Origin of the sequence: Pollutimonas bauzanensis, from assembly GCF_900129885.1 — a bacterium.
GTDB classification, from domain to species: domain Bacteria; phylum Pseudomonadota; class Gammaproteobacteria; order Burkholderiales; family Burkholderiaceae_B; genus Pollutimonas; species Pollutimonas bauzanensis.
Genome location: NZ_FQXE01000005.1, coordinates 1 through 18,621 on the forward strand (window position 1 = coordinate 1; position 18,621 = coordinate 18,621).

General features: G+C 64.8%; 20 protein-coding genes and 1 rRNA gene. 8 read left to right on the forward strand and 13 right to left on the reverse strand.

All coding sequences use genetic code 11. The features are described from left to right. Positions 1–17: 17 nt before the first annotated feature. Positions 18–130, forward strand: a 5S ribosomal RNA gene (gene rrf / locus BUB23_RS10720). Positions 131–230: 100 nt separating this feature from the next. Here rrf and BUB23_RS10725 read toward each other — a convergent pair. The 6 genes from BUB23_RS10725 to BUB23_RS10750 all read right to left on the reverse strand — a co-directional run bounded on the left by BUB23_RS10725 (position 231) and on the right by BUB23_RS10750 (position 4,763). Then, positions 231–743 carry an Ohr family peroxiredoxin gene (locus BUB23_RS10725; protein ID WP_073103132.1) on the reverse strand — a complete coding sequence of 171 codons (513 nt, stop codon included), beginning with the start codon at positions 741–743 and terminating at the stop codon, positions 231–233. A gap of 25 nt (positions 744–768) precedes the next feature. Further along, entirely contained in the window at positions 769–1,524 is a 756-nt protein-coding gene (locus tag BUB23_RS10730) for an SDR family oxidoreductase (RefSeq protein WP_073103133.1), read from the reverse strand. Between the two features lie 114 nt (positions 1,525–1,638). Then, the gene (locus BUB23_RS10735) at positions 1,639–2,637 is read right to left on the reverse strand and encodes a LysR family transcriptional regulator (protein ID WP_073103134.1); all 999 of its coding nucleotides are present in this window, start codon (positions 2,635–2,637) and stop codon (positions 1,639–1,641) included. Positions 2,638–2,740: 103 nt separating this feature from the next. Beyond that, a complete protein-coding gene (locus BUB23_RS10740) occupies positions 2,741–3,148 on the reverse strand; it encodes a cupin domain-containing protein (protein ID WP_073103135.1) in 408 nt (135 codons plus the stop codon). A gap of 74 nt (positions 3,149–3,222) precedes the next feature. Beyond that, positions 3,223–3,702 carry a carboxymuconolactone decarboxylase family protein gene (locus tag BUB23_RS10745; protein ID WP_073103136.1) on the reverse strand — a complete coding sequence of 160 codons (480 nt, stop codon included), beginning with the start codon at positions 3,700–3,702 and terminating at the stop codon, positions 3,223–3,225. A gap of 179 nt (positions 3,703–3,881) precedes the next feature. Next, complete coding sequence (locus BUB23_RS10750) at positions 3,882–4,763, reverse strand: RNA polymerase sigma-70 factor (RefSeq protein ID WP_073103137.1); 882 nt, start codon at positions 4,761–4,763, stop codon at positions 3,882–3,884. 200 nt (positions 4,764–4,963) lie between these two features. Here BUB23_RS10750 and BUB23_RS10755 point away from each other — a divergent pair, with 200 nt between their 5' ends. The 3 genes from BUB23_RS10755 to BUB23_RS10765 all read left to right on the forward strand — a co-directional run bounded on the left by BUB23_RS10755 (position 4,964) and on the right by BUB23_RS10765 (position 8,805). Further along, on the forward strand, positions 4,964–5,335 hold the full coding sequence (locus tag BUB23_RS10755; RefSeq protein ID WP_245801234.1) for a hypothetical protein: 372 nt from the start codon (positions 4,964–4,966) through the stop codon (positions 5,333–5,335). A 151-nt stretch (positions 5,336–5,486) separates the two neighbouring features. After that, positions 5,487–7,523, forward strand: a complete 2,037-nt coding sequence (locus BUB23_RS10760; RefSeq protein ID WP_073103392.1) for a TonB-dependent receptor — start codon at positions 5,487–5,489, stop codon at positions 7,521–7,523. A 139-nt stretch (positions 7,524–7,662) separates the two neighbouring features. Further along, positions 7,663–8,805, forward strand: a complete 1,143-nt coding sequence (locus BUB23_RS10765; protein WP_143160961.1) for an AI-2E family transporter — start codon at positions 7,663–7,665, stop codon at positions 8,803–8,805. A 22-nt stretch (positions 8,806–8,827) separates the two neighbouring features. Here BUB23_RS10765 and BUB23_RS10770 read toward each other — a convergent pair whose 3' ends face one another. Genes BUB23_RS10770 through efeU form a run of 5 tightly spaced genes read right to left on the reverse strand, consistent with a single transcriptional unit; the run spans position 8,828 to position 13,886 of the window. Then, positions 8,828–9,622, reverse strand: a complete 795-nt coding sequence (locus BUB23_RS10770; RefSeq protein ID WP_073103138.1) for an SDR family NAD(P)-dependent oxidoreductase — start codon at positions 9,620–9,622, stop codon at positions 8,828–8,830. A 17-nt stretch (positions 9,623–9,639) separates the two neighbouring features. Then, on the reverse strand, positions 9,640–10,485 hold the full coding sequence (efeO, locus tag BUB23_RS10775; RefSeq protein WP_245801235.1) for an iron uptake system protein EfeO: 846 nt from the start codon (positions 10,483–10,485) through the stop codon (positions 9,640–9,642). A gap of 31 nt (positions 10,486–10,516) precedes the next feature. Further along, on the reverse strand, positions 10,517–11,851 hold the full coding sequence (gene efeB, locus BUB23_RS10780; protein WP_073103139.1) for an iron uptake transporter deferrochelatase/peroxidase subunit: 1,335 nt from the start codon (positions 11,849–11,851) through the stop codon (positions 10,517–10,519). A gap of 12 nt (positions 11,852–11,863) precedes the next feature. Then, complete coding sequence (gene efeO / locus BUB23_RS10785; RefSeq protein WP_073103140.1) at positions 11,864–13,039, reverse strand: iron uptake system protein EfeO; 1,176 nt, start codon at positions 13,037–13,039, stop codon at positions 11,864–11,866. A gap of 10 nt (positions 13,040–13,049) precedes the next feature. Further along, positions 13,050–13,886 carry an iron uptake transporter permease EfeU gene (gene efeU, locus BUB23_RS10790; RefSeq protein ID WP_073103141.1) on the reverse strand — a complete coding sequence of 279 codons (837 nt, stop codon included), beginning with the start codon at positions 13,884–13,886 and terminating at the stop codon, positions 13,050–13,052. A 214-nt stretch (positions 13,887–14,100) separates the two neighbouring features. Here efeU and BUB23_RS10795 point away from each other — a divergent pair, with 214 nt between their 5' ends. The 4 genes from BUB23_RS10795 (at position 14,101) to BUB23_RS10810 (ending at position 17,378) form a co-directional block, all read left to right on the forward strand. After that, on the forward strand, positions 14,101–14,472 hold the full coding sequence (locus BUB23_RS10795; RefSeq protein ID WP_084135955.1) for a DUF2946 family protein: 372 nt from the start codon (positions 14,101–14,103) through the stop codon (positions 14,470–14,472). 70 nt (positions 14,473–14,542) lie between these two features. Next, entirely contained in the window at positions 14,543–15,049 is a 507-nt protein-coding gene (locus BUB23_RS10800) for a YcnI family copper-binding membrane protein (RefSeq protein WP_073103142.1), read from the forward strand. Positions 15,050–15,117: 68 nt separating this feature from the next. Further along, positions 15,118–16,794, forward strand: coding sequence for a copper resistance CopC/CopD family protein (locus BUB23_RS27565; protein WP_073103143.1), 1,677 nt, complete (start codon positions 15,118–15,120; stop codon positions 16,792–16,794). Positions 16,795–17,012: 218 nt separating this feature from the next. Further along, the gene (locus tag BUB23_RS10810; RefSeq protein ID WP_073103144.1) at positions 17,013–17,378 is read left to right on the forward strand and encodes a gamma-glutamylcyclotransferase family protein; all 366 of its coding nucleotides are present in this window, start codon (positions 17,013–17,015) and stop codon (positions 17,376–17,378) included. A 30-nt stretch (positions 17,379–17,408) separates the two neighbouring features. On the opposite strand, the gene BUB23_RS10815 is transcribed toward BUB23_RS10810, so the two are convergent. Together BUB23_RS10815 and BUB23_RS10820 are read right to left on the reverse strand one after the other, a co-directional pair. Beyond that, positions 17,409–17,756: a winged helix-turn-helix domain-containing protein gene (locus BUB23_RS10815; protein WP_073103396.1), complete on the reverse strand. Its 348-nt coding sequence runs from the start codon at positions 17,754–17,756 to the stop codon at positions 17,409–17,411. Positions 17,757–17,854: 98 nt separating this feature from the next. Then, a complete protein-coding gene (locus BUB23_RS10820) occupies positions 17,855–18,619 on the reverse strand; it encodes a SapC family protein (protein ID WP_073103145.1) in 765 nt (254 codons plus the stop codon). Positions 18,620–18,621: the final 2 nt, after the last annotated feature.

The window sequence follows — 18,621 nt, forward strand, 5'->3', positions numbered from 1 at the left end:
CGCGACACCCGGTTACGCTTGACGACCATAGCGAGGTGGTCCCACTCCTTCCCATCCCGAACAGGAACGTGAAACGCCTTTGCGCCGATGATAGTGGACGTACGTCTGTGAAAGTAGGTCATCGTCAGGCTCTTATTGAAAACCCAACCCCCAGCGGGGCAACCCGCTGGGGGTTTGGCGTTGGGGCGCGAGCAATGGCCATAGCGTGGGGGCTTTTTTTGTTTTGGGCCCTACGGTCCGCCATCGTCCGATGGCGCGAGCGCAACGATGTTCGTGATGCCCTGCCGCGCCATCTTGGTGTAGGGGCAGAAACGTTCGGTGTTGCGGGTAAGCTCTTCGGCGATAGCCCGCTCGACGCCAGGCAGTCGGATGCGTGTACGCGCGGCCAGCACGAACAGGCCATCCATCGGGTCGCGGTTGAAGTCGACCGTGACTTCAACCGAACTGCCGGGGATAGGAATGCCCGCCCGCGCTGCAAGCAGGCTCAGGGCGCCATGAAAGCAGGCCGCGTACCCGGCCGCGAACAGTTGTTCCGGATTGGTGCCTCCGCCCGGCCCGCCGAGCTCCTTGGGCAATCGCAGATGAACGTCGAGGTTGCCGTCATCTGAACGCGCGAGGCCCGATGCCCGTCCATGGCCAGCGTCACCGCCCGTCACCGTGACGGTGGCCGAGTACAGTGTCTGCGCATCCCGCCCGTGGTATTTGTCGAGCAGCGACAATGATGGTGGTCGCAATATGGTCATGACCTGCTACGCCCGTGCCCGCCGCTTATCTCGACGCTTGCGACTGGGCGAACCACGTATCGAATTTCACGACACCCAGGCGTGGGTTGCTGCCTGGAATGAGGGTGTCGTTCTTGAGTTCCGCGCCGAAATACGGGGCATGCGCATCCTCCACGACCTTGCGCGCATCGTATGTCGCCTCCAGGTAGCGCTGTACCAAAGCGGAGAGGCGCACGCGTTCGGGACCAGCGATCTCGACGATGCCATTGCGAGGCTTGCCGACAGCATAGTCGGCGACCGCCGCGGCGACATCGTCCGAGGAAATCGGCTGGAAAAATACGGGAGATAAGCGAACATCCTGGCCCGCGCTGCCAGCCTGCGCGATGCCACCCAGAAACTCGAAGAACTGTGTCGAGCGCACGATGGTGTATGGGATGCCTGATTCGCGTATCAGTCTTTCCTGTGCAATCTTTCCGCGGAAATAAGCGCTATGCGCGAGACGATCGGTGCCCACGACAGACAGCGCGACGTGATGCTGTACGCCCGCGGCAACCTCGGCGGCGAACAGCTTGCGGCCGGATGTTTCAAAAAAATCGAGGACATCCGCATCCTCGAATGAAGGTGAGTTGGCAAGGTCCACGACCACTCTTGCGTCCACCATTGCTTCCGCCAGCCCCTCGCCCGTCACGGTGTTGACTCCCGATGCGGGGGAGGCCGCGACCACGGTATGGCCTTGTGCGCCGAGGCGCTTGACTACCTTGCTGCCAATAAGCCCGGTGCCTCCAATGACTACGATTTTCATGACCTTCTCCTGATGTCGATGTGGGTAGGAAAAATTGTAGGGATGTGCCGTCTCCTGCGGTAGAGCCGCGGACGAACCCACGGTGTTGCATCGGAAGCACCAATGGAGCGCCCATCAGGGCGTGGCCGATGGCGCCATTGTGGCCGGGCATTGCAGGTCGAGTGTCCGCGTGTGCTCAGTGATATAGTCGACGAACACGCGGATTCTGGCGGGAAGCTGCTTGCGGCTCAGGTAGCAGAGATAGTGGCCGCCGTCGTCCGGTTCATGCTGGGCGAGGCAGGCGGCCAATTGCCGGTTACGGAGCAGATCGCAGACCAGATACGCCGGTAGCTGCGCGATGCCTTGCCCTTGCAGTACGGCCTGCAGGATCAGATCCATGTCGTTGAAGGTGTGCTGCGCGGACGGCAGGCGCTTCTGGGCAAGGCCATCGACCTTGAATTCCCATTCCCTGATGCGGCCGGAAGCTGTCCGGAAATTGATGCAGCGATGGCTGTCCAGGTCGCCGATATGGCGCGGCAAGCCGTTAGCCTCTGCATACGCCTGGGACGCGCATACGATCATCTGCATCGGTATCAACTGCCGCGCCACGATCTCGCTGTCTTCCATTCGGCCGTCGCGAAAGGAAACGTCCACGCGGTCGGCAGTGAAATCCGCGGGGTGGTCGTTCAGCAGCAGCTCGAGTGTGATGTCAGGATATTGCGCATGAAAGCCTTGCAGCAGCGGGGCGATTACCTTGCGCCCGAACCCAGGGGCCGAGTGAATGCGCAGATGGCCGCGCGGCGGCCCATTGCGCAGTTCGCGCATGTCTTCCAGCGCCTGAACGATACGCTCCACGCCTGGCTGGCAGTTTTCGTAGAACAGTTCGCCTTCGCGGGTCAGCGATGTGCTTCGCGTCGTGCGCTGAAACAGGCGAGCATCGAGCTGGGCCTCGAGTTTCTGCACATTGCGGCTGACCGCAGAGCGGCCTATGCCCAGCCGGTCGCCCGCGCGTGAAAAACTGCCTTCGTCGGCGACGGCCAGAAAGGCGACGACGCCGGCGTAACTGGTGACAAAACTGCTGGCAAGCGAATCGCCCGCGCCAGGGACAGAGGGGCGCGGGTGCTGGTTCGGCATCGGAGGGCAAATCGTGGTTTCCATACCCGTCTAGACGAACGGGCATGGCGACTTGTGACACTACCGGCCGTTTTTTTCCGATACATTTGCCGCCAGATGCGGCCTAGTGCTCCGGCACGAGGATGGGGGCACCCTTGTCCTTCAGCAACAGCGCCAGGAATTTCGCCGGCCGGGTCTGGCTCGCATTGCGTCCGACGGTGTGTACATCGTTCGGCCCTTCGTAGAAACTTTGCCCCGGCGTCAGCGCGACTTCCTGGCCGCCCCGCAGCTGCATAATGATGGAACCTTCCAGCACATAGATGAACCCATGCGCGTGATGCCGGTGCACCGGATCGGCGGCGCCCGGAGGATACTCGACGGTAATCATCAGCGCTTCCTTGCCGGGGTAATCGTCCAGCGGCTTTTCCATGACTTGCGTGACGATCGCTTCGGGTGGCGCGGCATCGGCCACGCCGGTCAGGATGTCTGCGATGAGCAATAGGGCGAGTGCGGCTTGTTTCAGGCCAGGCATGATGGAACTCCTAAAGAGGCAGCCCGATTGCCCGGGCCGCAAAGCCAGCCAGGTGGCTGGCAGTACGCCGCCGTTCAGGCGAGGTTGGCTTTGTCCAGGCCAAAGGCCTTGTCGGCCGATCCTGGCACAGTCTTGAACGCGACATTCGCACGGTTCCATGCGTTGATGGCCATGACTTCGAAGGTCAGGTCGGACAGCTCCTTTTCGCTGAACTGCGTGCGCACCCGCTCGTAGATGTCGTCGGCCACCCCATGCTCGGGCAGCTTGGTCAGCGCTTCGGTCCAGGCGAGCGCGGCCCGTTCGCGCGGCTCAAAGAGCGTGGACTCGCGCCACGTTGCCAGATGATGGAGACGCAGCGCCCGCTCGCCGTGGATGTGCGCTTCTTTCACATGCATGTCGAGGCAAAATCCACAACCGTTGATCTGCGAGGCGCGGATCGAAACAAGGTCGCGGATCGGTTCTTCTATTGCGCCGCTTTTCAGGAGAGTGCTGAACTCCAGGAATTTCTTGAATAGCTCGGGCGATTGCTGAATATAGTTGATGCGCTGTGTCATGATTTCTCCAGGCGATGATGAGGGCGGCACCCTGGCCTTCCCGGGTGCCGACAACGGCAGAAGGCCGCATGTCGTCATCGTAAGCAGGAGCGGCGCGCGGCGGTAGGCCTGCCAACGGGCTCACAGTGTTGCCTGCCACGCACCAAACCGCCGCGCGATTCATGCCCCGGACACAGGGTTCAATGGCCGCCGTATGCCGCAGCGATGCGCAGCAGCTTGTCGGGGTTGCGTTGAACATAGATGCGGACGATGCGTTTGCCGTCTGATTCGAATACCTGCGCGGATTCAAGCTGGCCCTGGATAAAACGCAATAACGCCCACTGGCCATTGAGTATGGCGAGTTCAATGCGAAGCTCGCTCTTGTAGCGAAGCGAGGCGGCAAAGAAAAGCTGCGCGATGCGCCGACCGCCGACCATCGGTTTCGGAAAGCTGGCCACCCGGCCGCCGCCGTCGCCCATCAGCACGGCGTCTTCGGCCAGCAGCGCGTTGATCGCGGCAAAATCGCCGCGCTCGAGCGCCTGCGCAAAAGTCTGCAGCAGACGATGATGCGTTTCGCGTGGCACGGCAAAGCGCGGCCTATCGTCGCGCAATTGCGCTTTTGCGCGGCTCACCAGTTGACGGCATGCAGCCTGCGTCTTGCCTATGGCTTCCGCAACCTGGCCATAGTCCGCGTCAAAGACCTCGTGCAAAAGAAAGGCTGCGCGCGCCTCGGGCGTCAGCCGTTCGAGGAGCATCAGATAAGCCATCGATACATCGTCGGCACGCTCGCTGATTTCTTCGGGCGTAGCCGGCAATTCCGTCATCTGGGGCTCGGGCAGCCAGATCCCGGCGTAGTGTTCACGCTGCGTCTTGGCCGCGCGCAAGCGGTCGATGGAGAGCCGCGTCGTGACCGTGACGAGCCAGGCCTCCAGATTGTCTATACTTTGTTGCGTTGCAGCATGCCAGCGCAGCCAAGCGTCTTGCACGACGTCTTCGGCTTCGGCGACCGAGCCCAGCATTCGATATGCGATCTTTTGCAATCGCGGGCGAAGCTGGTTAAAGGCATGTGCGTCGTTGTCCACTTAGGGCACCTTATGAGATCCCGCCGGGCGGCAGTGCTGCGGTCAGGCAGATTGTCATTAGCGCCTCAATCATAATACGGCGTAAACCGGCTCGCCAGACATGGGGGAATACGCATAATCGTGCGCGCGCGAAGGCGGATGAAGGCGGCGGCAGTTGATGTTATGATATAACATAACAACGACATGGCGCTCTCCTTTCCATGCTTCATCCATCCTCGCGCCGCCGCATTTTTTTCCGCAAGGCAGGGCGTTGCCAAGCCTTGGCGCTGGCGTGGCTGCTGGCATGCCTGCTGAGCCTGCCGCTGGGCGCGACCCGGCACGCGATGACGCATCTTGGCTCCGCGCCCGCGGCCAGCCATGGCGCGGCAGGGCAGCAGCGCGGCCCGGATAGCGGCCTGGACCATTGCAACAGTTGCGACGCCTGGAACGCGCTTTACGCCGTCCTGCTTCCCGCGCCGCCCGCGATGCCCGCCGGCTGCCCCGGCCCGGCCTGTTTTATTTCTCCCGCCCGTTCGATCGATACGGCCCCCGCGCGCTGGTTCATGCAACGCGCGCCGCCACGGCCAGGCTGAAGTCTTCCCCCTCAGGATTTTTCTTCAACGCCGCACGCCATCCGGGCGTGGCGGCAGCCATTGTTATTGGATAAACAGGTATATGAACGCTACTCTCACCGATTTTTCTTCGCGGAAACCGCCGCGCCGCGCCGCGGGCCGGCTTTTCGCAATGACGCCGCTGGCGCTTGCCTTGGCGCTGGCGCAGCCGGCGCAGGCGCAGACCGCCGCCGCTGGCGCCCAGGCTGCGACGCTGTCGCCCATCGTCATCACCGGCAATCCCTTGGGCAGCGACACCTTGGCCTCGCCGTCGACGATCATCGACGGCGAAAGCCTGGATTTGCGCAGGGCGGGCACCCTGGGCGAGACCTTGAATGGGCTGCCCGGCGTTTCGACGACGACCTACGGCCCGATGGTCGGGCGCCCGGTCATCCGCGGCATGGACGGAGACCGCATCCGGCTGCTGCAAAATGGCGTCGGAACGCTGGACGCGTCTTCGCTGTCCTATGACCATGCCGTGCCGCAAGACCCGCTGTCGACCAGCCGCATTGAAATCCTGCGCGGCCCGGCCGCGCTGATGTATGGCGGCAACGCCATCGGCGGCGTGGTCAACACGATAGACAACCGCATTCCTGTGGATCCCATCGATGGCGTCCATGGCGATGTGATGGGCAATTACGGCGGCGCCAACAAGGACCGCGACGGCGCGGTGCAATTGGAGGCGGGCAACGGGAAATTTGCCTTGCATGCCGATGTTTTCGGGCGCAAGACCAGTGAATTGCGCATACCGGGCTATGCGCGTTCCACGCAGCAGCGCTCGGTCGATGCGCCCGACGATGAGCAGCCGAGGCGGCGCCTGCCCAACAGCGACGGCAGGACCGATGGCGGCGCGGTCGGCATGTCCTGGACCGGCGACAGCGGCTATGCGGGCCTGTCCTATAGCGGCTACGATTCGGACTACGGTTCGGTGGCCGAAGACAGCGTGCGCATCAAGATGCGTCAGGAACGCTTCGGCCTGGCCGGGGAAATCCGCGATCTCGAGGGGCCGTTCAAAAGCATCAAGGGCAATTTCGCGTATACCGATTATGAGCACAAGGAGATCGATGATGGCGAAACCGGCACGATATTCAAGAATCGCGGCTACGAAGCCCGGCTGGAGGCGCGCCATGCCGATATAGGGCCGCTGCAAGGCGCGCTGGGCTTGCAGTTTGGCAGCACGAAGTTCTCGGCCCTGGGTTCGGAAGCCGTGGTGCCGACCACCACTACCGATTCCGCCGCGCTGTTCGCGCTGGAAGAATGGGCCGTCAACGACCGTTTCAAGCTGAGCACGGGCGCCAGGGTCGAATATTCGCGCCTGTCGCCGTCCGCGGGCGGAACCGAACGCTTCATCGGTTCCGAAAAGCGAGATTTCACGGCAGGGAGCTTCTCATTGGGCGGCGTCTATAAGTTGACCAGCATCTGGTCGGTGGCGGCCAACGCGGCCTATACCGAAAGGGCTCCCACGTTCTATGAGCTGTATGCCAATGGACCGCACGAGGCGACCGGCCAATATCTGGTGGGCAATAGCGGGCTGAAAAAGGAGCGCGCCTATTCCAGCGACCTGGCCCTGCGTTTCAAGGATGGCCCGCATCAAGGCAGCGTGGGCGTCTTCTACAGCCATTTCTCCAATTATCTGGCGGAGACCAATACAGGCCGGTTCCGCAATGACGACGGCGATCTGGTCGACGCGGATACGGACGATGCCTTGCCCGAGGCCGTGTACACGGCCGTGCCGGCCGATTTCTTCGGCATCGAGGCCGAGGGAAGGTTCCGCGTGCTCGAGCGCGGCGGCCATACGGTCGACCTGAATCTGTCGGGCGACTATACGCGGGCGCGCAATAGCGACACGGGCGAGCCGCTGCCGCGCATCCCGCCGCTGCGCCTCAACGCCGGCCTGGACTACAACCACGGCCCATGGGGCGCGGGCGTCAGCGTGACGCGCGCCTTCGCCCAGCATCGCAAGCCGGACAACGACACGACCACCACGGCCTATTACAGCCTGGACGCCGATGCGGTCTATCGTTTTAAAATGAGCGGCACGCAGTGGCAGGCCTATCTGCGGGGCATCAACCTGACCAACCAGACCATCCGCTACGCCACATCGATACTGCGCGATGTGGCGCCGCAGGGCGGGCGCAGCGTCATGGTGGGGCTGCGCGGGCATTTCTAGGGGTATTGCCCGGGGTCGCGCGGGGTATCGGCCGCATTGCGGCAGGTCATAGGGGTATCCGGGCATTCCGTGATATCGTCGAAACCTCGCGCGCCGGTTTTTCCCGGCTGCGCCCCATTTGAAACTGAAGACCCTTTTCATTATGCAACCTGTCTTGCCCGCTTTCCTGATCGCCCGCTGGCTGCTCGTGCTGGTGGTGCTGGCAGGGCTGTACTTTCTTAGCGGTTTTCTGGTGCCGGTGCTGGCGGCGGTGATCATCGGCCTGGCCAGCTGGCTGCTGTATCAGCGCCTGCTGCGGCGCTGCCATGGGCACACCGCGCTGGCCGCGTCTCTTGCCTTGGTCATCGTCATCCTGGTGCTGATCGTGCCGCTGTCGCTGGCGCTGACCTATGCGATCCAGGAGGCCAGCAGCTTCATCGCGTGGGCGGTGGCGGCCAATCGCAACGGCATGCCCACGCCCGCCTGGATCGAAGCCCTGCCGCTGGTGGGTGAGCGCCTGGCCGAGTATTGGGCCACTTACCTGGGCGAACCGCACGCGCTTGGCGAGGTGGTGCAAGTGGTCAGCGGCGAGCATCTGGGCAATATTTACCGCATGCTGCTGACGGCGACCGGCGATATATTCCGCCTGTTGCTGACTGTCGTGTTCATGCTGATCACGCTATTTTTCGTCTACAAGGACGGCATACGCATCCTGGGCCAGCTGGACATCGTGGGCGAGCGCGTTCTGCCCACGCGCTGGCAGCGCTTCTCGCGCGTGGTGCCGGCGACGATCAACTCCACGGTGACCGGCATGGGCCTGATCGCGCTGGGCGAGGGCGTCGTGCTGGGCGTCGCTTATTGGGTGGCGGGCGTGCCCTCGCCGGTGCTGCTGGGGGTGGTGACGGGCTTCATGGCCCTGATTCCCGGCGGCGCGCCGCTGTCCTTTTCGCTGGTTTCGCTTTACCTGGTGGGTTCGGGGCATGGGATGGCGGGCCTGGGCCTGTTCCTCTGGGGCACGATAGAGCTGTTCATCGTCGACAAGACATTGCGGCCGCGGCTGGTGGGCGGCCCGGTCAAGCTGCCTTTCCTGCCCACTTTCTTCGGGCTGATAGGCGGCGTCAAGACCATGGGGCTGGTGGGGCTGTTCATCGGCCCCGTGCTCATGGCGCTGCTGGTGGCGATATGGCGCGAGTGGATACTCGAGGAAAAAGAAGACGCCCGGGCAGCGGATGCGCCGGCCCTGGGCGATTCCAGCGCGCAGGAGCCCGTCGTGGCGCCGCGGCGGGTCCAGCGGCGCCGCTAGCGCCGGGCCGCGGCTTGAACGCCTAGGCGATGGTATCGACCACGCCGCCATCTACCCTGAGCGCCGCGCCGGTGGTGGCCGAGGCCTGTGGCGATGCGGCATAGACGACCAGGTTGGCGACTTCTTCCACGCTCGCGGCGCGCTGGATGATGGAACTGGGGCGATTCTTCATGACAAAGGCGGCGGCGGTTTCTTCCATGGACTGGCCCGAAGCCTGCTGCTCGTCCTTCAGCATGGCCTGCAGGCCCTCCGACAGGGTCGGGCCGGGCAGGATGGCATTGACGGTGACACCCGTGCCGGCGACGCGCTTGGCCAGGCCGCGGGAAATCGAAAGGACCGCTGTCTTGGTGAAGCCGTAGTGGATCATGTCGGCCGGGATGTTCAGCCCCGACTCGGAGGACAGGAACAGCACTCGGCCCCATTGGCGCTGCACCATGCCCGGCAGATAAGCGCGCGACAGCCTTACGCCCGACATCACATTCACTTCGAAGAAACGCAGCCATTCCGCATCCGGGATCTCGAAGAAATCCTGCGGCCCATAGATGCCGACGTTGTTGACCAGAATGTCGGCCGAGGGCTGTGCCGCCAGCAATGCGGCGCAGCCCTCGGCCGTGCCGACATCGGCCGCGACGCCGCGCGGGCGCGCCTGGCCGGCTTCCGAAGCCAGGGCGGCGACGGCGCTGTCCACGTCCGCCTGCTTGCGGCCATTCACCACCACCTGGGCGCCGGCCTGCGCCAGGCCCTTGGCGATGGCGTAGCCGATGCCGGATGTGGAGCCCGTGACGATGGCGGTCTTGCCCGAGAGATCGATCTGCATGAGCGTATCCTTTTAGGTCAGTTCAGGCCCATCATACCGCGCAGCTTGGACAGATCTTCGGCCAGGACATTGACCCTGCCCGCCAGCAGCTTGCGGTCCGCATCGTTGAGCTTTGAGTAAGTCTCGAAGCCGCCGTCGGCCGTCCTGTACTTGGCCAGGGTATCGAACACCGTCTTGAAGTTGGCATCCACCTTGCCGGAAAAGGCCTTGTCTTCCTTGGCAACCAGCGGACGCAGCAGCTCGACTATCTTGTAGGCCCCTTTGAAATTGGCCTGGAAGTCCCATAGATCGGTGTGGCTGTAGCGGTCCTCTTCGCCGGAGATTTTGGTGGCGGCCACTTCCTCCATCAGCACCGCGGCCCCGCCCACCACCTTTTCCGGCGGGAAGGTCAGGCCGGCCAGCCGTTTCTGCAGTTCCAGCACGTCAGCCATCAGCTTATCGGCCACCGGACCGAGATCTTGGGCGCTGTTTTGCTCCCACAAGCCATATTCAATCCGGTGAAAGCCGGTGAAGCCGGGGTCTTTTTCGGCCTTCTCGTGGTCGTCGGCACGCGAGTCTATCGCCGCGTCCAGGTCGCTGAACAATTCAGCGACGGGTTCAATGCGTTCATAGCTCATCCGCGTGGGAGCGAAGAGCTGCTTGGCCTTGTCGACCTCGCCCGCCTTCACGGCGCTGGTGAAGCTGCGCGTGTCCGCCACCAGTTTGCGCACGTTCTCGGCCACATAGATTTTGTAGTCGGAGAGCGGGCCGACCAGATCGAGCGGCGAGACCGCCGCAAACGAGTGGGCGGTGTACAGGCCGATGGCGCCGGCGGCGAGGGCGGCGAGAAAACGGCGGCGAGTCTGCGTGGTCATGTCTTTCATAGGTGCCTCGTTCGTTGGGTTTGGGTTTGCTTCAGGCGGGGCGGCCGCTTTCCATCAATGTCCGGCCGAGCCAGTCGCGCTCGTCCCGCACGCCCGGCAGGGTGAAGAAAAAGCCGCCGCCTATCGGCTTGATGTATTCCTCCAGCGGCTCGCCGTCCAGGCGCTTCTGTACGGTGATGAAGCCCTGTTCAAGGTCGGCCTGATAACAGATGAATAGCAGTCCCATTTCGAGCTGGCCCGATCTGGTGACGCCATTGGAATAGTTGAAGGGCCGGCGCAGCATCAGGTTGGCTTGCGATGCCGGCGTGCGCGGGTTGGCCAGGCGAATGTGCGCATCCAGGGGAGTGCGCTTGCCTTCCGGGTCCAGTTCGTAGTCGGGCACATCGTGCTCGGTGTGGCCGCGGTCCAGGGGCGCGCCGCTGGCCTTGGCGCGGCCGAAGATGGCTTCCTGCTCCTGCAGCGGGGTGCGGTCCCAGCGCTCCACGAAGTTGCGGATGATGCGCACCGCCTGGTAGCTGCCGTTGACGGCCCAGGCGGGCTCGCCGCTGCCGGCTTGCACCCAGACGATGCGCTCCATCAGTTTGGCGTCGGCGGAATCGGGATTGGCCGAGCCGTCCCGGAAGCCCAGATAATTGCGCGCGCTTTCGGTCGGCTGGCCCGGCACGGCAGGTATGGCCGGCACGGTGCCTTCCTGTTTCCAGCGCAGCAGCAACAGGCCCGGCGTGTTCTTGATGATGTCGCGCAGCGCGTGGATATTCGCGTCGGGGGTGTTGGCGCAGAATTGCAGCGAGAGATCGCCATGGCACAGCGCGGCATCGAGGGCGTCGTTGGGATGGGCCTGCATGGTCAGCAGGTGGCGCGGCTTGTGGGGGCCCAGGCCGAAGCGCTCGTCAAAAAGCGTCGCTCCCGCCGAGACTGTGACGGTAAGCCCGTCGGGTTGCACCACCGGCCCGAGGATGCCCGAGCCGGCCGGCGGCAGCCTGGGGTCGAGGTCCGGCTGGGCGCCGCCCTGGGTAAGGAAAACCATGCGCTCGGTCAGCGTGCGGAACAATTGTTCGAGTTCGGCGCGGTCCTGGGCCAGCACATCGAAGGCGGCGACCATGCCCGCAGTGGGGCGCGGCGTGACGATGCCGGCCTGATGCAGCCCATGGAAGGGCACGCGGTCCTGGGTGTGGGTGCTTTGCGGCGCATCGGTGACTTGCGCGTCCGGTGCCGGCGCTCCGGGATCGCCGGGCGTGGCGGCGCGGGCGGCCGCCGGCAGGCCGGCAAGCGCGGCGCCTGCCGCGCCCAGGCCGCCCAGCATGCGGCGCCTTTGCGGCGAAACCGGACGGGCCGGCGGGGAAGGCGTATGGCGCTTTTCTTTCATGGCGTTACCTGTTCAGTCGAGTCCCAGCGCCGCATTGACCTTGGCGACTTCCTGGGCCAGCGCGCGCACGGGTTCGGCCAGCGCGCTGCGCTGCGCCTGGTTCAGGGCGGCGTCCGTCGGGCCCTGGCCTGCGCGGTGGGAGCCCAGCGCTGCGTCCAGGGCGGCGAAGCGCTGGTCGATGTCCTGCTGGAGCCCGGGCGCGGCCTTGGCCAGCAGCGGCGCAAGCAGGTCGGAGATTTTCTTGGTGCCGTCGAACGTGCCCCGCAGATTGTCGAGTTCGGCCCGGCTGTAGTCGCCCGCGCCGTCCGCCGACAGGCGGTCGGCGACGCGCTGCAGCAGCTTGCTTGCCGAGCCGGCAAGCTGAGCGGGCTGGAGGTTCAGGCTGCGCAGCCTTTCCTTGAGCGTACCGATGTCGGCCAACAGTTGTTCGGCCGCGGGATCCAGCGCGTTTGTGCTGTTTTGCCCGAACAGCGCATATTCGATGCGATGAAAGCCGGTAAAGCCCGGATCGGCCTCGCGCTTCTCGAAGTATTGGGCGGGAGCGTTGAGGCGCGTATCGAGATCCGCAAAAAGGGCGGCCACCGGCTCGATGCGGGCGTAAGCCTGGTGCGCGGGCGCATACAGCTCCCGGGCCTGCTGCAGGTCGCCGGCCTTGACCGCCTGCGCCAGGCTGCCAGCCGCATCCGCCAGCGCGTCGGATTCCAGCGCCAGGAATACCTTGTATTCGGCCAGCGCGCCGATGTAGTTCACCAGCGACGGACGCGCCGCTTCAGCCTGGGATGCGCTGGACGGCGTCACATGCAGTTTGCCGCGGGGATTGCTCAACAGCCCGCAGGTGATGTCGAAGGTGCCTGGCTGCAGTTTCACTGTCATGGTTTGCGAAAAGCCCGGGGCGATATTTTCGCGCTCCTCGACCACCATCACGCCGTCGAGAATCTCCCATTCGAGCGCGCGGTCCGACTGGTTGACGATGGTGAAGGTGGTGCGCCCCGCGGGCACGGAGATTTCGTTGGGTTCGCAGGCCTTGCCCTTGATGGTGACCGTCACCGCGTTATCGGCCGCCCGGGGCGGCGCTTTCCTGGCGGTTTCGGAGGCATACCAGAACGCGCCAAGGGCTATGACCACCAGCAGGGCGGAGGCGGCCACTGCGATGCGCATGAGGCGGGGCGATTTTGAAGACGGCGACATCGGAAACCTTTCAGCTTTCAGCGGCTTGTTGCAGTGTGGGGCGCGCCTGCATGGGGCGCAGGAAGAAGAACAGGCTGCAAACCAGGAAGGCCAGGTAGACCAGGACTTCCCCCAGCACCGGCGTGGCCTGGTAGCCCAGCAGGCCCGACAGCACAGCGCCGACGGGGCTGTCGATGGGCAGCGTGCCGCTCGCATCGAAGACGACTTGCTGCAGATGATTCCAGACGCCGGCCTCGTGCAGCTTGCGCAGCACCCCGGACAGCAGACCCGCCGCGACCAGCAGAATGAACATGCCGGTGAGCCGGAAGAAGCGGCGCAGGTCCAGCCGCAAGCTGCCCGAATACAAGCCGTAGCCGATAGCCACCGCGACCGCGACGCCGGCCAGCGCGCCCGCCGGCGCTTCCCAGCCCTTGCTTTGCTGGAACACGGCGAGCAGGAAAAATACCGATTCCAGGCCTTCGCGCGCCACGGCGAGGAACACCATGCCGATCAGGGCCCAGGCCTGGCCGCCGGTATGCGCCAGCGCCTGGTCGATGGAGGCGTGCAGCTGCCCCTTGATCGAACGCGCGGCCTTGCGCATCCAGAACACCATGGAGGTCAGCAGCACGACAGCCACCAGGCCGACCAGGCCTTCGAAGAGTTCCTGCTGTTTTTGCGGAAATTCGGCCGCGAATAATTGCAGCCCGGCCCCGACGAACAGCGACAGCGCCGCCGCCAGCAGCACGCCGACCCAGACGGCCGGCATCAGGCTGGAACGACCGCTTTTTTGTAGGTAACCGGCGACAATGCCGACGATGAGCGCGGCTTCGATACCTTCGCGCAACATGATGAGGAAAGGGATAAGCACTGCGCTTCCTAAGCAGAAAAAACGCCCCCCGCAGTCGCGACAAGCGCGCTATCTGCGCTTGCTGGAGGCAGGGCTACTATACCACCGCCGAGAATGAGAATCAATTCTGGCAGGCCGGCGATATTGGACGACCCATGGGCCCTGTTTGGTTATAATCCGCGGCATGGCGCACCCCAGGCTCTTACGCACACCCGGTTCCAGCAGGCACATCTTGATGTGCCTGCTGGTCCTGGCCATGATGCTCCGCGCCCTGATTCCGGCCGGCTATATGCCGGATGCGGCGGCCTTGCGCGACGGCAGGGTCCTGATCACCTTCTGCACGGTAGGCAGCGGGATTTCCACCGCGTCGCTGGACCTGGGCGATCGCGATGGCAATGCGGCGCACCAGGATGGCGCCGCAAGCGCTTGCCCCTTTGGCATCCTCGCCCAGCAAGCGTTCGATATGCCCCTGGCCGCGACCGCGGTGGCGCCGGCCGTGGCGCTCGTGGCATGGTCCGCGCCCTTTGCACTGAACCCGGCCTTGCTCGCGCCGCAGGCGCCGGGTCCGCCGCTGGGTTCGCGAGCCCCTCCCTTGAACCTCGGTTAATCGTATTTCCTTCTGCCCGCGGCGTCGTTGCGGGTGGTGTCCGACGATAGATTCCACCGAGGGTTTTTCCATGAATTACTTTTTTGCACGCGCAGCCATGGCCGCTGCCGTCCTGGCGGCCGCGCCCGCCTTGGCCCACGTCACGCTGGAAACCCGCCAGGCCGCGGTCGGCAGCTATTACAAAGCCGTCCTGCGCGTGCCGCATGGCTGCGCCGGCTCGCCGACGCTCAAGTTGCGCGTGCGCATTCCGGAAGGCGTGATCGCCGTCAAGCCGCAGCCCAAGGCGGGCTGGGGCCTGGAAACCATCAAGGGCGACTATGCGCAATCCTATACCTTGCATGGCGCCCAGTCCACGGCCGGCGTGCGGGAAATCGTCTGGAGCGGCAAGCTGCCTGACGAGTATTTCGATGAATTCGTTTTCCAGGCCTACCTGACGCCCACGCTGAAAGCCGGCGATACGTTGTATTTCCCGGTGGTGCAGGAATGCGAGCAGGGTGTTGCGCGCTGGATCGACATACCGGTTTCCGGCAATGCGGACATGCCCGCGCCCGGTCTGAAACTGCTGCCCAAACCCTAAGCCCTAAGCCATTGAGTCGCGGTTCGCGGCATTCCTGATCGAAAGCCGCAGGCCGCGGGGAGGTTCTGATGTTCCTGAAAATATCGGGCCTGGGCGCGCGCCGCCGCGCCTGGCGCGGCATCGCGCTGGTCTTGTTCCTGCTGGCGATGGCCGCCGGCGGGCCGAAGGCTTATGCGCACGCCGCGCTGACCGCGTCCGCGCCGGCCGACGGCGCGGTGCTGGCGGCATTTCCGCGCCAGGCCACGCTGACCTTCAACGAGCCCGTGTCGCCGCTCATCATCCGTTTGACGGCGCCGGATGGGACGACGCGCACTCTGGATCGTATTGCGCCTGTCGATGACGGCCTGCGCATCGATCTTCCGGACGGGGCGCCGCCCGGCACTTATGCCTTGAGCTGGCGCGTGACGTCGGCGGACGGTCATCCGGTGGGCGGCGCCCTGGTGTTCTCGCTGGGCGCGGCAAGCGCGGCGCCGGCCAGCGCACAAGGCGCCGCGCCTTTGCGCCAGCCGGCGATCTGGCTGGCCAGGCTGGCCCTCTATGCGGCCTTGTTCTTCGGCGTGGGCGGGGCCATGTCGCGCGCCTGGCTGCCGCAAGCCGCGCGCGGCCGCGCCGCGCAACATGCCCGGCTGGCGGTCTGGCTCGGCCTTGCCGCGGCGCCGGCGTGCCTGGCCTTGCAAGGTCTGGATGCCCTGGATGCGCCGTGGCGAGCCCTGGCCGCGGCGGCGGTCTGGCAGGCGGCTCTGGGCACGACTTATTTCATCACCCTGGCGCTGGCCGTGCTTGCGCTGGCGGCGGCCCGCATCGCGCTGACCGCCAGCGGCGCCGCGGGGATCCGCCTGGCCGCAGGCGTGGCGGCGCTGCTGCTGGGCCTGGCCTTCGCGGCCAGCGGCCATGCCAGCGCCGCGCCGCCGCAATGGCTGGCTCGCCCCGCCGTGTGGCTGCACACATTGGCGATCGCCGCCTGGCTGGGTGCGCTGGCGCCTTTGTTCTGGCTGGCGCGCGGCAATGATGCGCGGCTGGCACCGGCGCTGCGCCGGTTTTCCCGGGGCATCCGCTGGGTCGTGGCCGCGCTGCTGGGCAGCGGCCTTGCGCTCGCCTGGCTGCAAATCGACGGGCCGGCGTCGCTGTGGGGCAGCGCCTATGGGCGGATATTGCTGTGCAAGCTGGCTCTGGTTGCGGTCCTTTTCCTGCTGGCCGGCTGGAACCGCTATCGCCTGACCGCCGCCGCGCTTTCGGGGCAGGATGCGGCCCGCCTTGCGCTGGGCCGCATCATCAAGCTTGAGGCGGCGCTCGCGCTGTGCGTGCTGGCCGTGGTGGCGCTATGGCGCTTCACGCCGCCGCCGCGGGCCCTGCACGCCGGCCAGCCGGCGGCGGTTTCCGCCCACTTCCACAGCGCCGCGGCCATGGCGCGCCTGGCGTTTACCGCGGCCAGTGCGGACCGCCCCGGACGGCTGCAATTGACGCTGAGCGACGCGAACGCGGCGCCATTGCAGGCGCAGGCGGTCAGTGTCGCTTTTTTCAGCCCCGCCCTGGGCATCGAAGCGCTGTCGCGCCAGGCCAATCCGCTGGGCCCGGGGCAGTGGGAAATCCCCTCCCTGCAATTGCCCGCCGCCGCCCGCTGGACCTTGCGCATCGACATTCTTGTCAGCGACTTCGATCGCATCCGGCTCGAAGGCGAGTTGTCCCTGCCTGCCGTGAGCCCGCCATCATCCGATAAAAACCATTCTGGAACGGAGAAGCAATGAAGACAGCCAATACACCGGCACAGCCGGGAACGCCCGGTCGGAATGCGCTGGCCCTGGCGCCGGCAGCAGCGATTTTCAGTAGATAGACCCTTCCGTTTACCGTTATACAAGCTCGGAAAGCATGCGGCGGTGTCATAATATCCGCGAGTTTACGCGGGGCTCGCGTGAAGGCCTGCTTGTCCCGATTCTTGCCTATTGATATATGGAAGCCGCGCACCATGTCCGATACCACTGTCGAACCCACTGAATATTTGTTTTCCTATGGCACTTTGCAATTGGAAGCCGTGCAGCAGGCAACTTTCGGGCGCAAGCTCGATGGCCATGCGGACCAGTTGCCCGGGTATCGCCTGGGCCTGCTGGAAATCCGCGATCCCGCCGTGGTGGCCACCAGCGGCAAGGCTCATCATCCTATCGTGGCTTACACGGGGGATGCGCGGGATTGTGTGGAAGGCATGGTCTTGCGCATCACGTCCGCCGAATTGCGCCAGGCCGATGGCTATGAAGTGTCGGACTATCGGCGCGACCGGGTGGTGCTGGCTTCGGGGACGGCTGCGTGGGCGTATGTGGATGCGCGGGCGGCCTGAACCTATCACACCGCGCCGGCGTCGCCGTTTTCAGGGCGCGAGCAGCCTGGTCAGCGCGGCGATGTCCTCGGCGGCGGCGATACGGGATGTGCTTTCGATGGCGCGATAGTGCTTGATGATGTCTTCGCCCACGGGAGTGAGCCTGGTGCCGCCGCCGTGCGCGCCGCCGGTCGCGGTGGCCACGGCGGGCTGGCTCAGGGCGCGGTTCATTTGGTCGATCAGCAGCCAGGCGCGCCGGTAGGACATGTTGAACTGGCGCGCGGCCGCGGAGATCGATCCGGTTTCGGCAATGGCTTCCAGCAAAGCGACTTTGCCGGGGCCGATGGCTATGCTGTCGTCCTGGTAGACGCGCAGGCGAAACTGTATCTTGGTTTTCATGGAAGCGTCACAGGAAAATCGAGGCAAGGTCAAGGGATGGACCGGCGAGGCTATCGCCACATCGTCGCCTCGCCGCATTCGATTCAATATAACAGCTTTTATTGGCTATCCGCCGCCTTGCCCGGCTCCGTTCCGGCGGCCGATGGCTGTATCCGGTCGAGCAGCGTGGACCAGGTGCCGATCGATACGAAATGGAAATAGACCAGCGGCAGCCAGCCATTGGCGCGCCAGCGCAGGAATTCGTCTTCGGGCAGCTTGTTGAATTTCGCCTCGTCGATGATTTTGAAGCCCGACAGGCTGAGGCGCTGGCCGTCGGGCAGGGTGATGTCGGCGCGGTTCTCTACAAGCACGTCGGCCTCGGCCAGCGCACGCATGAATTCCATCGTGTGGGCGTGCTGGTTCTGGTAGTCGCGGCAGAAATCCAGAGCGCTGCGCGACAGCGCGCTGGGGGATCCGTCATCGTTGAACAGCGGATGGTCGCGGCCTTCGACCACGCTGGCCGCCGCCTCGTCTATGCATAGCGTGTATTCCCCGCGGTCGGTGTTTTCCATGAATATGAAGGGGTAGCGGCGTATGTAGGCGGGCACATAGTGCCCGGCGCGCCATTGGCCGTCGGCGTCCACGAACAGGTTTTCCTGGCCGCGCAGGCCCAGCACGGCAACCGGCGACGGCAGCGCGCCTTCGGTGAACACAATGGGATAGTGCCGGCATGCGACGGCGATTTCGCCGGCGACCAGCGGCACGGCATTGGTCGCGCCGGCAAAGCCGTAGCCGGCCTGCTCGGCCAGGGACAGCTTGTCATGCAGCGCGGCCTGCAAAGGCCTGGGTTGTATGTAGAACAGCGGAAGCGTGGTAGAAGTCATGG